The 19357-nt window shown below is 66.2% G+C and carries 16 protein-coding genes; 3 read left to right on the plus strand and 13 right to left on the minus strand.

All coding sequences use genetic code 11. The features are described 5' to 3' along the window. Positions 1-9: 9 nt before the first annotated feature. From FIU86_RS04930 to FIU86_RS22690, 3 genes are read right to left on the minus strand one after another with little or no spacing between them, the layout of a single operon-like run. Complete coding sequence (locus tag FIU86_RS04930; RefSeq protein WP_172977435.1) at positions 10-972, minus strand: sensor histidine kinase KdpD; 963 nt, start codon at positions 970-972, stop codon at positions 10-12. Then, positions 957-1649: a response regulator transcription factor gene (locus FIU86_RS04935; protein ID WP_152474052.1), complete on the minus strand. Its 693-nt coding sequence runs from the start codon at positions 1647-1649 to the stop codon at positions 957-959. Before FIU86_RS04935 ends, FIU86_RS04930 begins: the two co-directional genes overlap by 16 nt. Then, positions 1646-1858 (minus strand): hypothetical protein, encoded by a 213-nt coding sequence (locus FIU86_RS22690; RefSeq protein ID WP_152474053.1) that lies wholly within the window; start codon positions 1856-1858, stop codon positions 1646-1648. Before FIU86_RS22690 ends, FIU86_RS04935 begins: the two co-directional genes overlap by 4 nt. A gap of 180 nt (positions 1859-2038) precedes the next feature. On the opposite strand from FIU86_RS22690, the gene deoC reads away from it, so the two are divergent. Further along, positions 2039-3028, plus strand: a complete 990-nt coding sequence (gene deoC, locus FIU86_RS04945) for a deoxyribose-phosphate aldolase (RefSeq protein WP_152474054.1) — start codon at positions 2039-2041, stop codon at positions 3026-3028. A 36-nt stretch (positions 3029-3064) separates the two neighbouring features. Continuing rightward, positions 3065-5410, plus strand: a complete 2346-nt coding sequence (locus tag FIU86_RS04950; protein WP_152474055.1) for an aldehyde dehydrogenase family protein — start codon at positions 3065-3067, stop codon at positions 5408-5410. 31 nt (positions 5411-5441) lie between these two features. Here FIU86_RS04950 and FIU86_RS04955 read toward each other — a convergent pair whose 3' ends face one another. The 4 genes from FIU86_RS04955 to FIU86_RS04970 all read right to left on the minus strand — a co-directional run bounded on the left by FIU86_RS04955 (position 5442) and on the right by FIU86_RS04970 (position 10743). Beyond that, a complete protein-coding gene (locus tag FIU86_RS04955) occupies positions 5442-6116 on the minus strand; it encodes a cupin domain-containing protein (RefSeq protein WP_152474056.1) in 675 nt (224 codons plus the stop codon). A gap of 52 nt (positions 6117-6168) precedes the next feature. Continuing rightward, complete coding sequence (locus FIU86_RS04960) at positions 6169-8208, minus strand: capsular polysaccharide biosynthesis protein (protein ID WP_152474057.1); 2040 nt, start codon at positions 8206-8208, stop codon at positions 6169-6171. Next, positions 8208-9314: a polysaccharide biosynthesis/export family protein gene (locus FIU86_RS04965; RefSeq protein ID WP_152476937.1), complete on the minus strand. Its 1107-nt coding sequence runs from the start codon at positions 9312-9314 to the stop codon at positions 8208-8210. Before FIU86_RS04965 ends, FIU86_RS04960 begins: the two co-directional genes overlap by 1 nt. A 136-nt stretch (positions 9315-9450) precedes the next feature. Further along, the gene (locus tag FIU86_RS04970; RefSeq protein ID WP_152474058.1) at positions 9451-10743 is read right to left on the minus strand and encodes a capsule biosynthesis protein; all 1293 of its coding nucleotides are present in this window, start codon (positions 10741-10743) and stop codon (positions 9451-9453) included. 152 nt (positions 10744-10895) lie between these two features. Between FIU86_RS04970 and FIU86_RS04975 the strand changes: the two genes are divergently transcribed. Continuing rightward, positions 10896-11483 carry a riboflavin synthase gene (locus FIU86_RS04975; RefSeq protein ID WP_152474059.1) on the plus strand — a complete coding sequence of 196 codons (588 nt, stop codon included), beginning with the start codon at positions 10896-10898 and terminating at the stop codon, positions 11481-11483. Between the two features lie 270 nt (positions 11484-11753). Here FIU86_RS04975 and FIU86_RS04980 read toward each other — a convergent pair whose 3' ends face one another. The 6 genes from FIU86_RS04980 to FIU86_RS05005 form a co-directional block, all read right to left on the minus strand. Further along, positions 11754-12404: a DUF3726 domain-containing protein gene (locus tag FIU86_RS04980; protein ID WP_152474060.1), complete on the minus strand. Its 651-nt coding sequence runs from the start codon at positions 12402-12404 to the stop codon at positions 11754-11756. Further along, positions 12401-14092, minus strand: a complete 1692-nt coding sequence (locus tag FIU86_RS04985) for a hypothetical protein (RefSeq protein WP_152474061.1) — start codon at positions 14090-14092, stop codon at positions 12401-12403. The genes FIU86_RS04980 and FIU86_RS04985 overlap by 4 nt, the downstream gene beginning before the upstream one ends. Positions 14093-14161: 69 nt before the next feature. Then, complete coding sequence (locus FIU86_RS04990; RefSeq protein ID WP_152474062.1) at positions 14162-15715, minus strand: BCCT family transporter; 1554 nt, start codon at positions 15713-15715, stop codon at positions 14162-14164. 44 nt (positions 15716-15759) lie between these two features. After that, positions 15760-16755, minus strand: a complete 996-nt coding sequence (locus tag FIU86_RS04995) for a membrane dipeptidase (RefSeq protein ID WP_152474063.1) — start codon at positions 16753-16755, stop codon at positions 15760-15762. 58 nt (positions 16756-16813) lie between these two features. Beyond that, entirely contained in the window at positions 16814-18265 is a 1452-nt protein-coding gene (locus FIU86_RS05000) for an aldehyde dehydrogenase family protein (RefSeq protein ID WP_152474064.1), read from the minus strand. Positions 18266-18365: 100 nt separating this feature from the next. Next, a complete protein-coding gene (locus tag FIU86_RS05005; RefSeq protein ID WP_152474065.1) occupies positions 18366-19244 on the minus strand; it encodes a LysR family transcriptional regulator in 879 nt (292 codons plus the stop codon). Positions 19245-19357: the final 113 nt, after the last annotated feature.

A 19357-nucleotide genomic window follows, 5' to 3' on the forward strand; every position in this document is an offset into this window, starting at 1 on the left:
GCGCGGCCGTCAATCGAAAGTGATGTCGAAGAGTGCGCCTCGCTTGGACGGCAGCAGCGCGATGTCACCCCCGGCGGCGCCGAGCATGGTGCGCACGATGGCCAGCCCCATTCCGGTGCCACCCGTGGCGCGGCGGGTTGTGAAGAACGGCTCGAAAATGCGGGCGCGGTTGCCCTCGGCGATGCCGGGCCCGTCATCCTGCACGGTAAAGCCGTTCTCGGTGCCCGTGACCTTTAGCTGCCGGGCACCATGCGCGGCCGCGTTTTGGCCAAGATGGGTCAGGATTGCGTGCAGGGCGTCTGGGTCAATCGGTACGGCGCGGTCGCGGTGCAAGTCGAGCACCAAGCCCGCATCGACCTTGTTCAGCGCCACGGAGAGCCGCGTCGGGCCGTGCCCCAGCGGGTCGCGCGCATTGGCCAGCCGGCGCAGCGCATCGAGAAGCACCTGCATCTTCTGGGCCGAGGTGCGGATCGTCTCGGTCAGCTTGGCGCGATCTTCCGTGGGCATGTCGTCTTCGAGCAGTTCGGTGGCGCCGATCAGGCTGGTGAGCGGCGACTTGAGCTCGTGGGTGACGTGGTTTGTATAGGCGCGCAGGCCGGCCTCCCGGTCCTGAAGGGTGCTGCCCATGTCGAGCACCGCCTGGCCCAGAGCAGTCAGTTCCGGCGTGCCGAAATGCCGGGGCAGGGGGGCGTCGTCGCGCCCGTCCTTGACGGCCTTGGCATGGGCGGTCAGCGCGTAGACCGGTCGCAGGACCAGCCGCCACAGAAGAAAGGCCAGCAGAAGGGTCGTGACCACGGCCAGAGTGCCGATCAGCAGGGTAGTCTCGCCCCAGCCGAGGATAAAGCCCGCGACCTTGAAATAGCCGATGGCGATGACCGGAAGCACCAGCACCGCCGAGAGTGTGCCGCCGATCACAAGAGCCAGAGGCGGCCGCCATTTCCGGCGGATGCGCTGTTTTACGCGGTCTGGCATGCGCCCATCCGGATCCCGACCCCGTGCACTGTTTCGATGGCGTTGTCGCATCCCGCCTCGGCCAGCTTGGCGCGCAGGTTGCGCAGGTGACTGTCGAGAGTGCGGTCCGACACATGGATTGTCGGCCCATAGACCGCGTCGGTCAGTTGGGCCTTGGTGGCCACGTGAGCGGGGCGGGTCATGAGGTGTTCGAGCAGCGACATCTCGCGGGCCGTCAGAGCGACGGTCTGGGTGCCGAAACTGCACAGGTGCCGCTCGGGGTCGAGGCGAAGGGCGCCGTGGCTGAGCGGCTGGGTCACGCCGGTGACCGGGCCTTGTTCGGTGCGCTTGAGAATGGCGCGGATGCGGGCCACCAGTTCGCGCGGCGAGAAGGGTTTGGTCACGTAGTCGTCGCCGCCCAGCTCAAAACCGAGGACGCGGTCGATCTCTTCGTCGCGGGCGGTCAGGAAAAGCACGGGTGTGTCGTGGTCGGCGCGCAGGCGGCGGCACATCTCCAGCCCGTCCATCTCGGGCAGGCCGATATCCAGCACGATGAGGTCGGCCTTGCCGCTGCGGGCCTTGGCCAGCCCCTCGGCCCCGTCGCCGGCCTCGGCCACGTCGTGCCCTGCCTTTTTCAGGGCGATGCGCAGCACATCGCGGATCTGGGGGTCGTCGTCGACGATCAGGATATGGCTCATTCTTCGATCCGCAGGCGTACTGTTTCGGGCATGAAGCTAGGCGATCGGTCGGGTTTGGAAAAGCCCTGTCGTTCCGGCGAAGTCGCGTGGGTCGTGCCAGACATGGCGAGGCCTGACAGGATGACGAGGCCGAGTGCGAGAAGCAGGGCGCGGCGCTGCCGGAGCCGGGCACGGTGAACGCGGGGTTCGCATAGAAAGGCGTGTCGCATGGGGTCTCCTCTGGCTGGGAATGTGGTGTTTGTGGGGGCAGGCTAGGGCAAGGATGTGCACCGGTCGGCGGCGCGGTTGTGCAGGTTTTGTGCAGGTGCGCCTGCGCCCGGCTGCGGCTTGCCAAGGGGCGGCGTGCATGCGACGCTTCGCAGGTGATTTTCCATGCTTGAACGGTGGCCATGACGATCCGGACAGAGACCGCGCAGACGCATCTGCCGCAGACGCTGGAGCCGCGCAACGCGGGCGTGCCGCTGGATCTTGACCAAGTGGCGGCGGTCGCGGTGAACACTTCGGCGGTCGAGCGTCGGGCAGGCACGTTGCCGGGGCGTCGGACGGTCAAGAAGGACTACCAGGCGGCGTGGCTGTGCCGGGCGATCAGCTGTATCGACCTGACGACGCTTTCGGGGGACGACACGGCGGGTCGGGTCGCGCGGCTCTGCGCCAAGGCGCGCCAGCCGGTGCGCGCAGACCTGCTGTACGCCTTGGGAATGGAAGGGCTGAGCGTGGGTGCGGTCTGTGTTTATCACGATATGGTCGCGCCGGCCCGACGGGCGCTGGAGGGCAGCGGAATTCCGGTGGCCGCGGTCTCGACCGGTTTTCCGGCGGGGCTGTCGCCGTTTCACCTGCGGCTGGCGGAGATCGAGGCCAGCGTGGCGGAAGGTGCCGACGAGATCGACATCGTGATCTCGCGCCGGCATGTGCTGACCGGTGATTGGCAGGCGCTTTACGACGAGATGCAGGCCTTTCGCGCGGCCTGTCGCAACGCACATGTCAAGGCGATCCTGGCCACCGGGGAACTGGGCGGCCTGCGCAACGTGGCGCGGGCGTCGTTGGTCTGCATGATGGCGGGCGCGGATTTCATCAAGACATCGACCGGCAAGGAAAGCGTGAACGCAACATTGCCGGTGACGCTGGTGATGCTGCGGGCGATCCGGGCCTATCACGCCGCGACGGGGTATCGCGTTGGATACAAGCCCGCCGGTGGCATCTCGAAGGCGAAGGATGCGCTGGTTTACCTGTCGATGATCAAAGAGGAATTGGGCGATCGGTGGCTGCGGCCTGACCTTTTCCGCTTTGGCGCGTCGAGTCTGCTCGGGGATATCGAGCGGCAGTTGGAGCACCACGTCACAGGGCGGTATTCGGCAGGGTGGCGGCATGGCTTGGGGTAAGCGGATGGAATTGAATAGTTCGGGAACGATGAAGCTATGACCGTCAAGGAGATCTTCGAGAGCATGGAGTATGGCCCCGCGCCGGAAAGCGCCGCCGATGCCTATGCCTGGCTGGTGGACCAGGGCGACAGGTTTGGGCATTTCATTGACGGGGCGTTCACAGCGCCCGGCGCGGGGTTCGAGGCGAAGAACCCGGCCACGGGCGAGGTGCTGGCGCTGCTGAGCCAGGCCAGTGCGGAGGACGTGGATGCCGCCGTGGCGGCGGCGCGGAAGGCACAGCCGAATTGGGAGCGCCTGGGCGGGCCCGGGCGGGCGCGGTACCTTTATGCGCTGGCGCGACTGGTGCAGAAGAACGCGCGGCTTTTCGCGGTGCTGGAGACGCTGGACAACGGCAAGCCGATCCGGGAGAGCCGCGACATCGACGTGCCCTTGGTGCACCGGCATTTCTATCATCACGCCGGGCTGGCGCAGTTGCTGGAGGTCGAGCGGCCGGACCGGCGGGCGCATGGCGTCTGCGGGCAGGTGATCCCGTGGAACTTCCCGCTTTTGATGCTGGCATGGAAAGTGGCACCGGCGCTGGCGGCGGGCAACACGGTGGTCCTGAAACCTGCCGAATGGACGTCACTGACAGCCCTTCTTTTCGCGGATATCTGCCGGCAGGCCGGGCTGCCGAAGGGGGTGGTCAATATCGTTACCGGCGACGGGGAGGTTGGCGAGCGCGTCGTCAAGCATAAGGGCGTGGACAAGGTGGCCTTTACCGGCTCGACCGACGTGGGGCGACGCATCCGGCAGCAGACGGCGGGGCAGGGTAAGGCGCTGACATTGGAGCTGGGCGGCAAGAGCGCCTACATCGTGTTCGAGGATGCGGATATCGACAGCGCCATAGAGGGGCTGGTCGACGCGATCTGGTTGAATGGCGGCCAGGTCTGTTGCGCGGGCTCGCGCCTGCTGGTGCAGGAGGGGATCTCTGACGATTTTCAGGCGCGGCTGCGCGAGAGGATGGGCAAGCTGCGCATCGGCAACCCGCTGGACAAGTGCATCGACATCGGCGCGATGGCCGATCCGGTGCAGGTGGAGCGGGTGCGGCGACTGGTCGAGGGCAGAGCAGCGGGCGAGAGGTTTGCCGCGGCGGTCGAGATGCCGGAGACGGGCGCGTTCTATCCGCCGACGCTGATCTCCGGTCTGGCGCCGTCGGATGCGCTGATGCAGCAAGAGATTTTCGGCCCGGTGCTTGTCTCGACCACGTTCCGGACACCCGCGGAAGCCGTCGCTTTGGCCAACAACACGCGCTACGGGCTGGCCGCGTCGGTCTGGTCGGAAAGCCTCAACCTGGCGCTGGACGTGGCGCCGAAGCTGGCGGCGGGCGTGGTCTGGGTGAACGGGAGCAACATGTTCGACGCGGCGGCACCCTTTGGTGGTGTGCGCGAAAGCGGGTTCGGGCGCGAAGGCGGCTGGGCGGGGCTGGATGCCTACCTGAAGCCGGCGGGGGCGCAAAAGGCACTGCGCCCGATCGCGGCGTTCACGGCAGGCACAAACGGTGTGGTCGAAGGAATGGACCGGACACCGAAGCTGTATATAGGGGGCAAGCAGGCGCGGCCCGACGGGGGGTATTCGCGCGTGGTCTACGGCAAGTCGGGCAAGTCGCTGGGGCAGGTGCCGGTGGCCAACCGCAAGGATATCCGCAACGCGGTGGAGGCCGCGCGCGGGGCGGCGGCCTGGGGCAGGACCAGCGGCCATGCGCGGGCGCAGATCCTGTATTACATGGCCGAGAACCTGTCGGCGCGAGCAGGCGATTTCGCCGGGGTGCTGAACGCCATGAGCGGCGGGCGCAGTGGTGCCGGTGAGGTGGAGGCCAGTGTCGACCGGCTGTTCACATGGGCGGCCTGGGCGGACAAGTTCGCGGGCGAAGCCGCCGCGGTGCCGATACGGGGGATGGCGCTGGCGCTACGGGAGCCGGTGGGCGTGATCGGTGCGCTCTGCCCGGATGAGGCGCCCTTGCTGGGGTTGGTGTCGGTGCTGGGGGCGGCGATGGCGATGGGCAATCGCGCCGTGCTGGTGGCATCAGAGCCGTTCCCGCTGGCGGCAATGGAACTGGTGCAGGTGCTGGAAACCTCGGACGTTCCGGCGGGCGTGGCAAACCTGGTGGTGGGGCCGATCGCGGAGCTTGCGCCGCACATGGCCGGACATGCGGATGTCGAGGCGGTCTGGAGCTTCGCCTCGACCGACCTGTCGGAGGTGATCGAGCGGGAGAGTGCCGGAAACCTCAAGCGGACATGGGTGAACAATGGGTGCGGGCGGGACTGGACCGCGCCGGGCGATTGCCGTGCCTTTCTGGAGGCGGCAACCGAGGTCAAGACGGTCTGGGTGCCTTACGGGGAGTGAGCGCGAGGTCCCGGATCAGGTCCGGGACGGGTTACGTCTTGGGGCCGGTCGGGGTTTCGCGCAGGTGGTCGCGCTTGATCCAGACACGGGCACCGTCGGCTCCGACTTCGGCGGTTGAAGACGCGCCTTTCGGCAGGCGCAGCCAGCTGAGGCGCTTGAAAGTCTCGTCGCCTTCGGTGAAGCCGCCGTCGAGCACCAGCAGTTCCAGGCCGTCGGGTGCGTCGAGCGAGACGCGCGCCTGCGGCGCCCAGCGTTCCAGCGCGACATCCTCGCGGCCATCGGAAAAGAGCGGCATGTTCTCGACCGCGTCACGTTCGGGCAGAAATCGCATCTTGTTCGTGTCGATGCGCACATGGGTTCGGTCGCTGAGATCGAACTGCCACAGCTTCACGAGGATGGTGCAGCCGGGTTCGGACCCCGGCGTGTGGGACGATTCCGGCGGATTGCGAATATAGCTGCCTTCCGGGAAATCGCCGTGCTCGTCCGAGAAGACGCCGTCGAGCACGAGGAATTCCTCGCCGCCCGTATGGACGTGGGACGAGAACGCGCTGTTCGGGGCGTAGCGCACGATCGAGGTGGCGCGGGCCACCTCGTCACCGATGCGGTCGAGGATACGGCGATCGACGCCGGGCATGGGCGAGGCGATCCAGTCTTCATCGGCGGCGTGCACCACGGCGCGTTGGGTGAAGTCGCTGTTGCGGTCCATGTGATCCTCCTTGCCGTTCGTTGCATCCAAGATAAGGCAGCGGGCCGGATTGTCACCGCCAGAGGCTGGCGCGCGAGGCAAAAAGGCCCTGTAGCTTCGCCAGAAGGCGGTTGGCGGGACCGGGGGCGGGGATGTCGCCGGTGGCGAGGCGGTCCAGCACGACCTCGACCGGGCAGGGCTGCCCGGTGAGTGGATCGAAATAGCGCGGATAGTCGATGAGTGCGGCATGAACCAGGCCATGCAGCGTGGGCCGCGCGGCGCGGCGGGCGGGGACGTCGCCGGTATCGGTGGTCAGGCCCCAACCGGCATAGAACGGCGCGCCGGTGGTGGTGACGGGAACGCCGCGGAGGAGCGCCTCGAACCCCATGAGCGAGGTCATGGTGAAGACGCGCTGCACCTGCGACAGCAGCGCGGCGGGGTCGGTGTGGGGCAGGGCGATGGCATCGAGCCTGTCCAGATCGGCCTGGGGGATTGCGCCGTCACGCAGGCCCGCCTCGACATCCGGGTGGGGTTTGTAGAGCAGGACGGCATCGGGGTTTGCGGTGCGGGCCGCTTCCAAAAGGGCCAGGTTGGTCGAGATCCGGCCCGCCCCGGTGAGGATCGACGCGTCATCCTCGACTTGGCCGGGGACCAGCACGCGGGGTCCGTCGGGCAGGTCGGGCTCCGAGAGGCCGAGGTTGTATTTGCTGAGGCCCAGGGACACGAGGCGGCGGATCAGGCGTTCGGCGCGCAGATCCTGGTCGGCGCGCAGGTTTTCGCGCCGGATGATCCAGCGCTCCAGCCTGCTTTCGCGGGTCGGATCATAGTAGATGCCGAGATCGTCGCACACGAGTGACAGGGGCGGCACCAAGTCCGCGCCCAGACCGCGCGAGCGCAGGAAGCCATCCTCGACCCGGATGGCGGTCACGTCGGCGGGCGTCTTGCCGGCCCAGCACATATGGGCACGCCCGGTGGTGTCGGCAACGCGCGCGGCGTGGGCGGGATCGTCCTTGAAGATCACGCGCTTTTCGGCGCCGAAGACCTGTTGTAGGGAACGGCGTTTCCACAGGCGCATCCCAGAGGCGACCCAGCCCTGATGATCGGCGCGCCATGCCTTCGTGCGGGCCTCGAGGATGGATATCGCGTCTTCCAACTCGCAGAGCCGGTCGCGATGCGGATCATACCATGTGGGATAAAGGATCATCGCCGCGGCAAAGAGCTGGGCCCTTGAGAGGGCGCGGCCGCGCCGGGAGAGGGCATGGGGGTGGCGATCCTCGGTCAGGCCCCAGCCGGCATAGAAGGGCTGGCCGAAGACATGTGGTTTGTGACCGGCGAAGATCGACTCGAACCCGAGTTGGGAGGTGACGGCGTAGACCGCGACGGCGCCTTCCATAAGCTTCCACGGGCTGACGGGATCGGAAAAGAGCGTGACGCGGTCGGAGGTGTCATCGGGGCCGAAATAGCCCTGGCGATGGCCCTGCACGGTTTCGGGGTGGGTTTTGATCAGCACCGGGCAGCCGGGGTTTTCCTCCTGCGCGTAATAGAGCATCTCGCGGAAGGTGTTGGCGTCGGCCCCGCCATGTGTGACGGAGGCGTCGCCGCGGGTTTGGTCCAGCACCAAAACGTAGCCCGGCGCGGGGCAGGGCGCGGCAGGATCGAAGGCGGTGTATTTTGTCAGGTGTGCCTCGCTCATGCGGGCGATGCAGCCACGGGCCCGGTCCATGAGGGCGGTGTCGTCGAGCGGATGAGTGGCCAGGAGCGTTTCCAGGTCCGAGGGGGCGCTGCTGTCGAAATGCACGCCGGTATGGTCGATCAGCAGGCCCAGCGGCGGTTCGCCCGCGCGACCGGGATGCAGCGAGCGCAGGAAGGCGTCCTCGACCCGCACGATCCCGGCGCCGGTCTTTTGCGCCACCGCGTCGCCCCGCGCGGCATAAGGCGAGCGGCCCCAGACCGCGATCAGATCGTCCGCGCCGGGTTTGCCCAATTGCAGGGGAAGGCCGGCAAGGTCGAGGATGCGGCGAATGCGATTCTGGCGCAGGAAGCCCGCGTTAAAATAGAAAACCCGCCGGGACGTTTCAGAGCCGGCGGGTTCCAGGGGTGTGTTCTGCGTCATCAGTTCCCGCTGAGCGTATCGCCTGCGGTCGAGATGGAGCCGACCGCACTGAGCGTGCCGGTCAATGCGCCGATGACCTTGCTCCACTGGGTAAAGGGTGCCTCGGTCACATAGAGCGTGTCGTCGTCGCGGATGGCGAAATCACGGGCCATGAACATACCGTTGGGCCGTGTCAGATCCAACACGTAGACCATCCGCTGCGCGCCCACGAGGTCGTTGCGGCCAAGCACCTGGTTGGCGATTTCCGCGGGCTCGTTGCGCAGTACGAAGACGCCGGTCGGGTCGGCCGCGTTGGCCTGAAGTCCACCGACCTGGGCAATGGCCTCGATCGCCGAGATGGTGGGCGACGGGAAGGGCACGCGGGCCTGGCCGCCGGTGGCGCCGAGCGCGGTGAAGGCGCGGGTGTCTTCCTCGACCAGCACGCGGTCACCGCCGCGCAGAGCGATGTCGAACCCGGGATCACGAAACAGGTCCTGGAACCAGACCTTGGAGCGCATGGCGCCCCGGATGACAGTGACCTGCGCGATTTCAGGCTCGATCGTCACACCGCCCGCGGCGGCCAGCATGGTCGACAGCGTGCGGGTGGGACGTTCGATCGGGTAGACGCCCTGGCCACCGACCGCGCCGACCAGCGACACGGTTGCGCCATCGCCGGCAAGGCGGCGCACCTCGACCTGCGGGTCCGGGGTTTGTTCATCGAGCTTGGAAGTGATGATGCGACGGATCGCTTCGGGTGTGTTGCCGGCGGCGCGGATGCGCCCCGCGTAGGGCACGAAGATGAAGCCGGCCCCGTCGACCTGCACCTCTTCCAGAAGGGTCTGGTTGGCGCCCTCGCCGGCCAACAGGCCGTCATCGACGTTTTCCCAGATCGTCAGGCCGAGGGTGTCGCCGGGGCGGATCGTGTCGGAGCCGACGAGGCCCGCGTTCTTGAACGCTTCGGTGAAGCCGAGCGCGGCTTGTACGGCGGTCGCGCGGGTGACGCGGTCATTGACGGACACCACGAAGGCATCGCCGGATCGTTGCACGGAGCCGGAGTAAATTTGGCGTTTGCTGGGGCCTGAGCGGGGGAGGAAGCTGCACGACGCGACAATGCTTACGACAAGCATCAATGCGACGGACTTCGCCCATCGGTTGGATTGGATTTTCACTGCCCAGTCTCCTCGACCTGTTTTATCTGCCTCGATTTTTTGCGCCACGATAGCGCGAAGCGGCAAGAAAATCCAGTTTCTTAGGAGCGGGCGTTCAAGTGACCGCCTGCAACTGTTGCCTTGGGGCCGCGGTGCCGGAGACCAGGGCGTCGTATGGATCGTCTGGGCTGAGCATCATGTCGACCGTTTGGCGCAGCAACTGGCGGCGGCCACTGGAAGAATAGAAGCCACCCGCCACCTGGCTGGTTTCAAGCAGATAGCGGCGGTAGTCGCCGTATGCCTTGCGGTCGGGCCGTTCTGCCCCGGCGAAGAAATCGCGCAAGGGCTTTGTCGAGACGAATTCGGGCTTGGCATAGACCGCCTCGCCGAAGGTCTTGAGCGGAATTCCGCGCCACAGCACCTGTTGTGCTGCGGTGGAGTTTACCGTGACGGCGCTTCGGGCCTCGTCCAGAAGGCGTGCCAGCTTGCCGCCACGGACGTAATGCACGCGGTCGAAGACATTGTGCTTGCGGGCAAGGCGACGCAGTTCCGCGCGGATGGGGGTGCGGCCATCCTCGAGCGGGTGGGCCTTGACCACGAGGTGATGATGTTTCGGCGCGCCGTTGGCGAAATTCTCGGTCACGGTTTCGAGAAAGTCCGTCATCGTGTCGAACGGCGAGTGCTTTTGGAACGAGGCGTCGTGTTCCAGTTGCAGCAGCGCCAGGTGATAGGGAAAGCCGCCGTGCCGAATGCGCCAGGTGGCGATACGCCGGTCAATGGCCTGAAACGGCATGAGGAACAACCGCTTGAGATAAAGGGCGAATTCCTGCCGGACGGTCAGGGCGCGGTGGGGGCGGAAATTGCGGTACTTGCGGTTAAACAGCAGAACGCAACCGTGATAGGCCGCGCCGTAGAAGATATGCTGACGCATGTCGCCCCAGGAGGCGGGCGGCAGGGCGGTGTCCATGTCGGAGTTTTCCAGCGCCTTGCGCATGTCATCGACGCCCATCTCCATCAGGCGCGAATGGCCGTTGGAGCCGCCGCGTTCGTACGTCACCCAGTAAGGGCGCAGGTAGCCTTCCTCGAAGACGTGGATCGTCAGGCCCATGTCGCGGGCCTGTTCGATGGCCTGGGCGTGGATGGCGCGCGTGTCGCCGTAAAGCACGAGATCGGTCACGCGCTTGTCCTGCACCAGCGTGCGAAAGGTGAGCGGCCAGTCCTCGGCGGTGCCGGTGAAGGGAATATAGCTCGCCCGATCGCGCCAGAAGGCCGCGTCGCCAGCGTTGAAGCCCACGCGCCAGACATCCGCGCCAGCATGGCGCAACATTCGGCCGAGCTTGGAGAAAAACGGGCCGTGCGGACCTTGCAAAATCAAAAAGACCCGGTTGTCGCCGGTTGCTGAACTCATACCCTTCTGCCTCTTTCACGCATGACTGCGTTTAATCTTTTCGACTTTAATAGACCAGTATTTAGACGAAATTAAGGCCCGGAGCGATGGGCCGGTTCTTGCCTTGGGCGGGCTGGCCCGTTAGGTCGAAGCAGGACCAGAGGGAGACAGTCATGTTCACCGGGATCATCACGGATATGGGCGAGATACGCGCGTTGGAAAAGCGCGGCGATCTGCGGGCGCGGATCGGTACCGGCTATGACATGTCGGGCGTCGACATGGGCGCCTCGATCGCGTGTGACGGCGTGTGCCTGACGGTGGTGGACAAGGGACCGGACTGGTTCGACGTGGACGTGTCCGCCGAGACCTTGTCTAAGAGCAATCTGGACACCTGGGCCGAAGGCAGAAAAGTCAATCTTGAGAGGTCCTTGCGCGTCGGAGATGAACTGGGCGGGCATATCGTGTCGGGCCATGTGGATGGCTTGGCCGAGGTGGTCGGCGTCGAGGATGAGGGCGACAGTACGCGGGTCAGTTTGCGCGCGCCCGACGCGCTGGCGAAGTTCATCGCGCCCAAGGGATCGGTTGCGCTCAATGGCACATCGCTGACGGTGAACGAGGTCGACGGTGCGGTGTTCGGGATCAACTTCATCCCGCATACCAAGCAGGTCACGACATGGGGCCGCGTGGCGGTGGGTGACATGGTCAATCTGGAGATCGACACGCTGGCGCGTTACGTCGCACGGCTGGCGGAGGCGGGCTGAAGATCAGGCGGGTTAACGAGGCTGCTGTTAACCTTTTTCGCACGTCGGTATCGCGTCGGTATCCCGGTGGCATCGCGTCGGTGCCGTTTTCCCGGTGTGGCCCGGTTCATGGCGCGCGCGGTGGGCTTGCTGTTCTAAAACCTTCCCTTCTCGAATCGCGAAACGTGCGAACCGGCGTCGGGTCTGACGTTCGTCGGGTGCGGCGGGGTCGATTGTGATGCGGGATGGCAGTCCCTGCGGCCCGAGAAAATTCTGCGAATTTTCTGGCGATCAGTCGTTGTCGCTGAGACCGGCGCCGGCGCCGGTCAGGCGGCTGGCCTCGGTTTCGGGGGCATAGGTGCGCTGGGCGAAAGCGTCGAGGATCGCGACGGCCTGTGGCATGGGTGCGGCCCGGTAAAGGCGGGTGAGGACGGTGCCGTGACGGGCCGCTGTCGCGGAGAGCTGCACGGTTTTGGTCCGGGCGCAGTCGAGGGCGGCGCCGGGGTCGTCGAGACGCGTTTTGCCCTCCGCCCGCGTGATCGAGCAGCCTTGCCAGTGCAGAGTCAGAGGCGCGCCGGTGCGGTCTGCGGCCCAGACCATGTAGGGCACCAGCAGCAGCGGCCAGGCGACGGGCCCCGTTGTGACGGTGCGGCCCGCGGCCCAGTCGGCGGCGAGGTCGCAGAGCGTGGCGCCGGTAACGATGGGGCAGAGCAGGCCACCCGAGGCGCTCCATACCTCGCCCAGGGCCTGCGGGCCAAGCGTGGCGACGGGGGCGCCATCGTTGCGGGTTAGCACATCGGCCAGGGCAAGTGCTCCGGGCCAGCCCGCCGCGCAGGTCCAGCGGGCGGCGCGGCCGGCTTCCTCGGCCAGGCCCCAGGGGTATCCGGCGCCGCGGGTGGCCTTGCGCGAGAGCGCCTCGATTTCATTCAGGGACCACGTCATTGCACGCCCCTTGGCAGGGGCGGGAGGGTCCAGTCGTCGCCTGCCTCGGCCAGATCGTGCGGGAAGGGGGCGTGTTGGAACATGTTGATGCGCAGCCAGCGGTCCGAGCGGGGGTCGAAATGGCAGGCGCCGAAGAAGCTGAGCTTCAGCCGGAGCATGTCGACGGGCAGCATGTGAGAGCTGAGCGTGTTGTCGCGGATCTCGGCATAGGGCAGGCGGGCGGCGATCTGGGCACGGCGGGCGATGTGGCGATGCTGGGGGTGGGCCAGCAGGAATTCCGTCACGGTGGCCTGGGGCGCGTCCCGGAGGGCGCGGTACGCCAGCACGGCGTCGCGGCCGGGACCGAGGGGCTGTTCGTAGGGCTCGATCGGTTCCAGCGCGCGTTCGCCCAGGCGCGGTTCCAGCTTGGCCTGGGACGTGTACCAGACGCGGGCCTGTGCGTCGGGCGCGGTCCAGTCGGTGTCCAGCGCCCAGGCGTAGATGTCTTCGATGATCTGCCGCAGGCGGTCCGTGGACATGGTGCCGTCGATGGGGAAAGTGACCTGTTCGTCGGCAGCCATGCAGGTGGTGAGTTCATCGACCAGATCGCCATAGGGTTCCAGCAGCAGCGAGGCGAGCTGTTCCTGGCCTTCGAGCGACAGGTGCGCCTCGCCCCAGAGCCAGAGGCGGTTCCATGGGTGATCGGTCGTCAGGTCCGCCGTTTCCAGATGCGTCATGAGCGCGGTCATGTCCGAGCGCAGGTCGGTGCATTTCTGGATCTGCATGGGGTGGGCGGAATGCCAGCCCTCGGCGTGGATCTGGGCTCGGGCGGCGAAGCGGCGGAAGGCTTGCGCGGTGGCCTCGGGCGCGGTGGGTTGGGAGCGGACGCGGGCCAGCGCCTCTTCGCGCGAGGCGACCCAGGCGTTAAGGAGGGCCGGGTGGTTTACGAGAAAGGGCGCCATGCCGAGGCCGGTGGAATTGCCGATGCCGAAGCGGCGGCGCAGGGCCGGGTCGAGCGGCACGGCGGTCTCCGGCGCGCGGGCGCGGGCCATGTGCTCGACAAGGTCCATGACGAAGCAGCGGGTGAGGTAGACCGACAGCATCTCGACCTGGAACGGCCCGGCGCATTCGGGGCGGTGGCGGGTCTGTTCGCGGTCCGCCGCGCCGAACTTGCCCGAGCCGTAGACCGCCGTGGTGCGCATCAGGTAGCCGACGGCGCGGACTTGGTCCTCGTCCGGTTGGTGGCCCGCGCTGAGGGCTTCGACTACGTGATCCCAGAGCCGGACCGAGCGGTTGGCACGGGAGAGGGACAGTTCGCGGTCGGAGATGCGGCCGGCTTCCTGCAACGGCACGTTGTCGCGCAGGCGGGCGATGTCGGCCTCGGTCGGGATACCGTCGAAGAGCGTGAAGGTGGCGTCCCAGGCGGTGGCGATGACGCGGTCCGAGCGTTGGTCAGGCGGCAGGTCATGGGCGAAGGCGACGAGGGAATAGGCGTGCTCGGGGCCTTGGGCGGTATAGACGGCGTGACCGACGCCATTCGCGTCGATGTCGAATACCGTTTGGGTGATGGTCCAGTCGTCGCGCACAAGGCGGCGCAGAAGCTGGCGCATGAAAGAAAGCCGGGTCTGGTGGGCGGCGCCGAGACGGGCCAGCGTCATGACCGTGTTGGGGTCACGGGGCTGGATCGTTTGCTGTGCCACTTTTTCCATGCCGGCTCCTCCTTGCCGATGATAGGGGCATCGGGGCGATCCGTCCAAGGACCGCCCCGGGTGGTTGTGTCAGTTCGCCTCGCGTCCCTTGGCGAGCGTGATGCGCAGTGCGTCCCAAAGTGAAGGCAACAGCACCAGCGACACCGGCACGGCGGTGACGACGATGAAGCTTTGGAGTTTCGAGATGCCGCCCGAGCCGGTGTAGATCAGGATCAGGGCCATCACGCCCATGGCGATGCCCCAGAAGATGCGGACCGGCAGAGAGGGGATATCCTCGTTCGACATGGCGACCGAGATCACGTAGGTCATCGAGTCGCCCGTGGTGGCCACGAAGACCGTCGTCAGGATCAGAAAGAGGACCGAGACGATGAAGCCAGCGGGCAGCGATTGGGTAATCGCCAGCAGGGCGGCGGGCAGGTTGAAGCCCTCGAACGCCGACGAGATGGAGCCCTGGTTGTTGAGTTCGGCGCTGATGCCGGTGCCGCCGACGATGGTGAACCAGAAGCAGGTCACGATGGGGGCGATGATCGACAGCATGATGACGATCGAGCGGATTGAGCGGCCGCGGCTGATGCGGGCGATGAACATGGCCATCAGCGGGCCGTAACCCAAAAACCAGCCCCAGAAGAACACGGTCCACCAGCCGAGCCAGCCGGGATCACCGAAGATGGCGGCGTCACCGCGATAGAGCGCCATGCCGAAGAAATCGGTGATGTAGGTGGTCATGCCGCTGAAGAACCCCGAGAAGATGAAGCCGGTCGGGCCGGCGACCAGGATGAAGAGCAGCAGGAGCGCGGCGAGGATCACGTTGAAGCGGCTTAGGATCTGGATGCCTTTCGACAGGCCGGTGGCCGCCGAGAGGGTGTAGATCACGACAAGGCCGAGGATGACTGCGGCCTGCGTGCCGAAGGTGTCGGGGAGGCCGAAGAGCGCGTTGAGGCCGTAGCTGACTTGCAGGCCGAGAAAGCCGATGGGGCCGACGGTGCCCGCGACCACCGCGATGATGCAGGAGGCGTCGGCGATCAGGCCGATGGGGCCCTTGATGGCGGCGTCCCCGAAGAGCGGGTAGAGCAGGGTGCGCGGGGCCATGGGCAGGCCCTTTTCGTAGTGGTAATGCATCAGCATCACCGTGGTCAGCGCGCCCAGGATGGCCCAGGCGAGAAAGCCCCAGTGCATGAAGCTTTGCGCCAGTGCGGGCGCGACGACCTCTGCCGTGGCGCTTTCGGCGCCGAAATAGGGGGGTGTCGACAGGAAGTGGGCCATGGGTTCGCCCGCCGCCCAGAAGACGCCGCCGCCTGCCAGAAGCGTGCACATGATCATGGCGCCCCATTGGAAGACGGGGAATTCGGGCGTGCTGAGGTTGCCCATCAGGGCCTTGCTGCCGGGCAGGACGATCAGCACGAGGCCGATGAGGAATGTGGCCAGCAACAGGAGCTGCCAGTAGAGGCCGAAATACTTGGCCGAGACCGCGAAGCTGGTGTCGACCATGCTGGACAGCAGGTCGAGGTCGTAGAGAGCCACGAGGCAGAAAAGCACGATGAAGCCGCCGGTGATGGCGAAGAGCGGCTTGTTGATGTGGTGCAGGTGCGTTTCGGCGGCCTGCGTGTGGGTGGTATCGGACATGGGGGTCTCCCTGTGGACTGTCCCTGGAGTGGCGTTCTGCGCCCTCAGGAGTCCGGGTTTTGGTGTTCCGGGGTGAAGTTTTCTTCAAAAAAGCGCAGCCAGTTGTCGCCCATGAGGCCGGCGATCTCGGCTTGGTCGAAGCCGACCTTTTGCAGGCCTGCTGCGATGTTTGGAAAGTCGGTGTTGTCGGTGAACCAGTCGGGTTGCGGGGGAAAGCCGGGATTGGCGGCCGAGCCTTCGCCGTAGTCGATGCTCTTGGTCCAGCGGCCGGTGCGCATCCATTCGACGATGCTGTCGGGCTGATCCTGGCAGAGGTCCGAGCCGATGCCGAAATGCTCTGCGCCGAAACGCTCGGCCGCCATGGCGATCATCTCGCAAAAGCTTTGCAGCGTGCAGTCGGACTTGTCCTTGAGGTGATGGGGGTACATCGAAAAGCCCATCATGCCGCCATTGTCTGTCACCGCGCGCACCACGTCGTCGCGCTTGTTGCGCAGGGCGGGTTGCCAGCTGTGCAGGTTGGCGTGGGTGATGGCGATGGGGCGCTGGGAATGGTCCGCCGCTTCAATCGTGGAGCGGTCGGCGGAGTGGGACATGTCGACGACGAGGCCCACGCGGTTCATTTCGCGGATCACCTCGTGGCCCATGCGGGTGAGGCCCGCATCCTCGGCCTCGTAACAGCCCGTGGCGAGCAGGGACTGGTTGTTGTAGGTCAGTTGCATGAAGCGCGCGCCGAGATCGTGCCAGACCTCGACCAGGCCGATATCGTCCTCGATGGGCGAGGGGTTCTGGAAGCCGAAGAAGATGGCGGTGCGGCCGGTCTCGTGCGCGGTGCGCACATCGCCCGCCCACCGCCCCTTCATGATGAGGTCGGGATATTGTTCGAACCAGCGGTTCCAGCGTTCCACGTTGAGGACGGTTTCGCGGAAGGTCTCATGGTAGGCGATGGTGACGTGCACGGCGTCAAGGCCGCCCTTCCGCATCTGGCGGAAGATTTTCTCGGACCAGTTGGCGTATTGCAGGCAATCGATGCGGTAGGTCATGGCGCGCCGCCTTCCAGCAAGGGTTGACCGGTTTTGCCCGGCAATGCCTTCTGTCGGATCATCCCGGCGACCCCGCCGCGATGTAGGCGGTTTTCACGATGGTATAGAATTCGCGGGCGTGGATGCCTTGTTCGCGCGGGCCGTAAGAGCTGTCGCCGCGGCCGCCGAAGGGGACGTGATAATCCGTGCCTGCGGTGGGCAGGTTGACGGTGACGACGCCGGTGCGGGCGTTGCGGCGGAAATGGCTGGCGCGGGCGAGGCTGCGCGTGACGATGCCAGAGGTGAGGCCAAAATTGGTGTCGTTGACCACGTGGAGCGCCTCGTCATAGTTGCCGACCTTGATGACGGAGGTGAGCGGCGCGAACATTTCCTCGCGGTTGATGGCCATGTCGTTGGTGGTGTTCAGGAACACGCCCGGCGACATGTAATAGCCGTCATGGTCGAGCGTCAGGCGGGTGCCGCCGCAGGCAAGCTCGGCGCCCTCGGACCGGCCTTTTTCGACATAGGCGAGGTTCTCGTTGAGTTGAGTTTCGGACACGACGGGACCCATTTGCGTGCCTTCGGTGAGGGCGTGGCCGACCTTCATGGCCTTGGCGCCCGCGACGAGTTTCTCGACGAAGGCGTCGTGGATGCCGGCATGGACGACCAGGCGCGAGGAGGCGGTGCATTTCTGGCCGGTGCCGCCGAAGGCGCCGCCCAGGGCCAGGGAGACCGCGAGGTCGAGATCGGCGTCGTCCATCACGGCGAGGGCGTTCTTGGAGCCCATTTCCATCTGCAGGCGCGTGAAGTTCTGCACGGCGGAGACGGCGATGTGGCGGCCCACCGGGACCGAGCCGGTGAAGGAGATGGCATCGATGTCCGGGCTCTCGACGAGGCGTTGGCCGACCTCGCCGCCGGGGCCCATGACAAGCTGGAAGAGGCCGGCGGGGATGTCCTGTTTCGCGATGATCTCGGTCAGGGCGACGGCCGAGGCGGGCGTCAGGTTCGCCGGTTTCCAGATGACGGCGTTGCCATAGGCCAGCGCGGGCGCGATTTTCCACGACGCGGTGGCGGTGGGGAAGTTCCAAGGGGAAATGACCGCGACGGTGCCCACGGGTTCGCGGCGCACGTCGATTTCCACGTTGGGGCGCACGGAGTCGGCGTTCTCGCCCAGTTGGCGCAGAACCTCGTGGGCGGAATAGGTGAAGAATTGACCGGCGCGGTAGATCTCGCCCTTGCCCTCGGCAAAGGGTTTGCCCTCTTCGCGCGACAGCAGCGTGCCAAGTTCTTCGGCTCGGGCCATGAGCTCGGTGCCGATGGCCATGAGCACGGCCTGGCGGCGTTCGAGGCCATAAGTGGCCCATTCGGCTTGCGCGGTGCGGGCGGCGGCGATGGCCTCGTCCAGCTGCGCGGCGCTGGCCTGGGTGAAGTGACCGACCAGATCGGAGAGGTCCGAGGGATTGCGGTTTTCGATGGACGAGGGCCCTTCGGACCACTGGCCCGCGATGTAGTTCAGCTTGAGGTCGGTCATTGCGCATCCTTGGAATTTGATTGGCGGAGTGTTGCCAATGCATTGATTCAGGGCAAACGCAAAGTTCTGTAGTAAATTTCAGGTAATTTGAAATTTAGTATCAGTGGATCAAGGAGATCTCTTGCGCCCGGATGGTGCGGGCGAGGGCGGCGGCGGCTGGCGTCATCTCGGTTTCCGGCGGCGTCAGCATCCAGATCTCGCGTCGGATCGTTGCATCGGCCAGTGGCAGGAAAGCCAGGTCCGCCATGGTGTCGCGCATGGTCAGTTCGGGCAGAAGCGTGACACCCATGCCCGCGCGCACGAGGCTGAGGAGCGCGGCGGTGCCGGACACGTTGAGCTTGGCGCGGTCGAGGATCGGGCGGAAGTCGGGGTCGGTCACGTAGTGGCAGAGGCCGTTGGCGATGAAGGGAATATCGGTGAGGTCGGCCCATGTGAGCGCGTCCCAGTCGGCGGCGAGCGGGTGATCCGAGGGGCAGACCACGCCGAACCGGTCGGCAAAGAGCAGGTGGCGGTCGCACCCGGTTTGCGGGCCGAGAGAGGCGAGGGCGATATCGGCACGGCCCGCGGCGAGGTCATGGGCGATGGTGGCGCTGTCGGTGTCGCGCATGTTGATGCGCACGAGCGGGTGGTCCTGGGCGAAGCGGTGCAGAATGGTGGGCATCAGTATTTGCGCCACCGATGGCGTGACGGAGAGGCGGACATGGCCGGCCTCAGCCCGGGACAGCCCCTCGATGGCGGCGATGGTGCTGTCGAAATGGGCCAGTTCGCGTCCCGCCTCGACGCGGATCAACTCGCCCAGGCGGGTGAGGCGGGACTTGCGCCCGGCCTCGAACAGGGGCGCGCCGATGTGATCCTCGAACTGGCGCAGCATCATGGAGACGGCGGAGGGGGTACGGCCCAGAGCCCCGGCGGCGTCGGCGAGGTTGCCGCGTTCGGCCACGGTGAGAAAGCAGCGGAGCATGTCGATCTTGATGGCCATTGACTTCAGCTTTCCTTGATTTGACGGGGTGACTTACCGGTTTCACTTAAGAAAGCGCAGGGCGGGCGGTGTGTCCAGCTTGACGGCAATGGCAGGCGCGGGTTCCATGCGCG

It is taken from the genome of Roseovarius sp. THAF9 (assembly GCF_009363715.1).
GTDB lineage: Bacteria > Pseudomonadota > Alphaproteobacteria > Rhodobacterales > Rhodobacteraceae > Roseovarius.

Excerpts from the sequence above, each read along its gene's own strand:
- FIU86_RS04930 (WP_172977435.1), bottom strand. The coding sequence starts at position 972 with ATGCCAGACCGCGTAAAACAGCGCATCCGCCGGAAATGGCGGCCGCCT.
- FIU86_RS04935 (WP_152474052.1), bottom strand. The coding sequence starts at position 1,649 with ATGAGCCATATCCTGATCGTCGACGACGACCCCCAGATCCGCGATGTG.
- FIU86_RS22690 (WP_152474053.1), bottom strand. The coding sequence starts at position 1,858 with ATGCGACACGCCTTTCTATGCGAACCCCGCGTTCACCGTGCCCGGCTC.
- deoC (WP_152474054.1), top strand. The coding sequence starts at position 2,039 with ATGACGATCCGGACAGAGACCGCGCAGACGCATCTGCCGCAGACGCTG.
- FIU86_RS04950 (WP_152474055.1), top strand. The coding sequence starts at position 3,065 with ATGACCGTCAAGGAGATCTTCGAGAGCATGGAGTATGGCCCCGCGCCG.
- FIU86_RS04955 (WP_152474056.1), bottom strand. The coding sequence starts at position 6,116 with ATGGACCGCAACAGCGACTTCACCCAACGCGCCGTGGTGCACGCCGCC.
- FIU86_RS04960 (WP_152474057.1), bottom strand. The coding sequence starts at position 8,208 with ATGACGCAGAACACACCCCTGGAACCCGCCGGCTCTGAAACGTCCCGG.
- FIU86_RS04965 (WP_152476937.1), bottom strand. The coding sequence starts at position 9,314 with ATGCTTGTCGTAAGCATTGTCGCGTCGTGCAGCTTCCTCCCCCGCTCA.
- FIU86_RS04970 (WP_152474058.1), bottom strand. The coding sequence starts at position 10,743 with ATGAGTTCAGCAACCGGCGACAACCGGGTCTTTTTGATTTTGCAAGGT.
- FIU86_RS04975 (WP_152474059.1), top strand. The coding sequence starts at position 10,896 with ATGTTCACCGGGATCATCACGGATATGGGCGAGATACGCGCGTTGGAA.
- FIU86_RS04980 (WP_152474060.1), bottom strand. The coding sequence starts at position 12,404 with ATGACGTGGTCCCTGAATGAAATCGAGGCGCTCTCGCGCAAGGCCACC.
- FIU86_RS04985 (WP_152474061.1), bottom strand. The coding sequence starts at position 14,092 with ATGGAAAAAGTGGCACAGCAAACGATCCAGCCCCGTGACCCCAACACG.
- FIU86_RS04990 (WP_152474062.1), bottom strand. The coding sequence starts at position 15,715 with ATGTCCGATACCACCCACACGCAGGCCGCCGAAACGCACCTGCACCAC.
- FIU86_RS04995 (WP_152474063.1), bottom strand. The coding sequence starts at position 16,755 with ATGACCTACCGCATCGATTGCCTGCAATACGCCAACTGGTCCGAGAAA.
- FIU86_RS05000 (WP_152474064.1), bottom strand. The coding sequence starts at position 18,265 with ATGACCGACCTCAAGCTGAACTACATCGCGGGCCAGTGGTCCGAAGGG.
- FIU86_RS05005 (WP_152474065.1), bottom strand. The coding sequence starts at position 19,244 with ATGGCCATCAAGATCGACATGCTCCGCTGCTTTCTCACCGTGGCCGAA.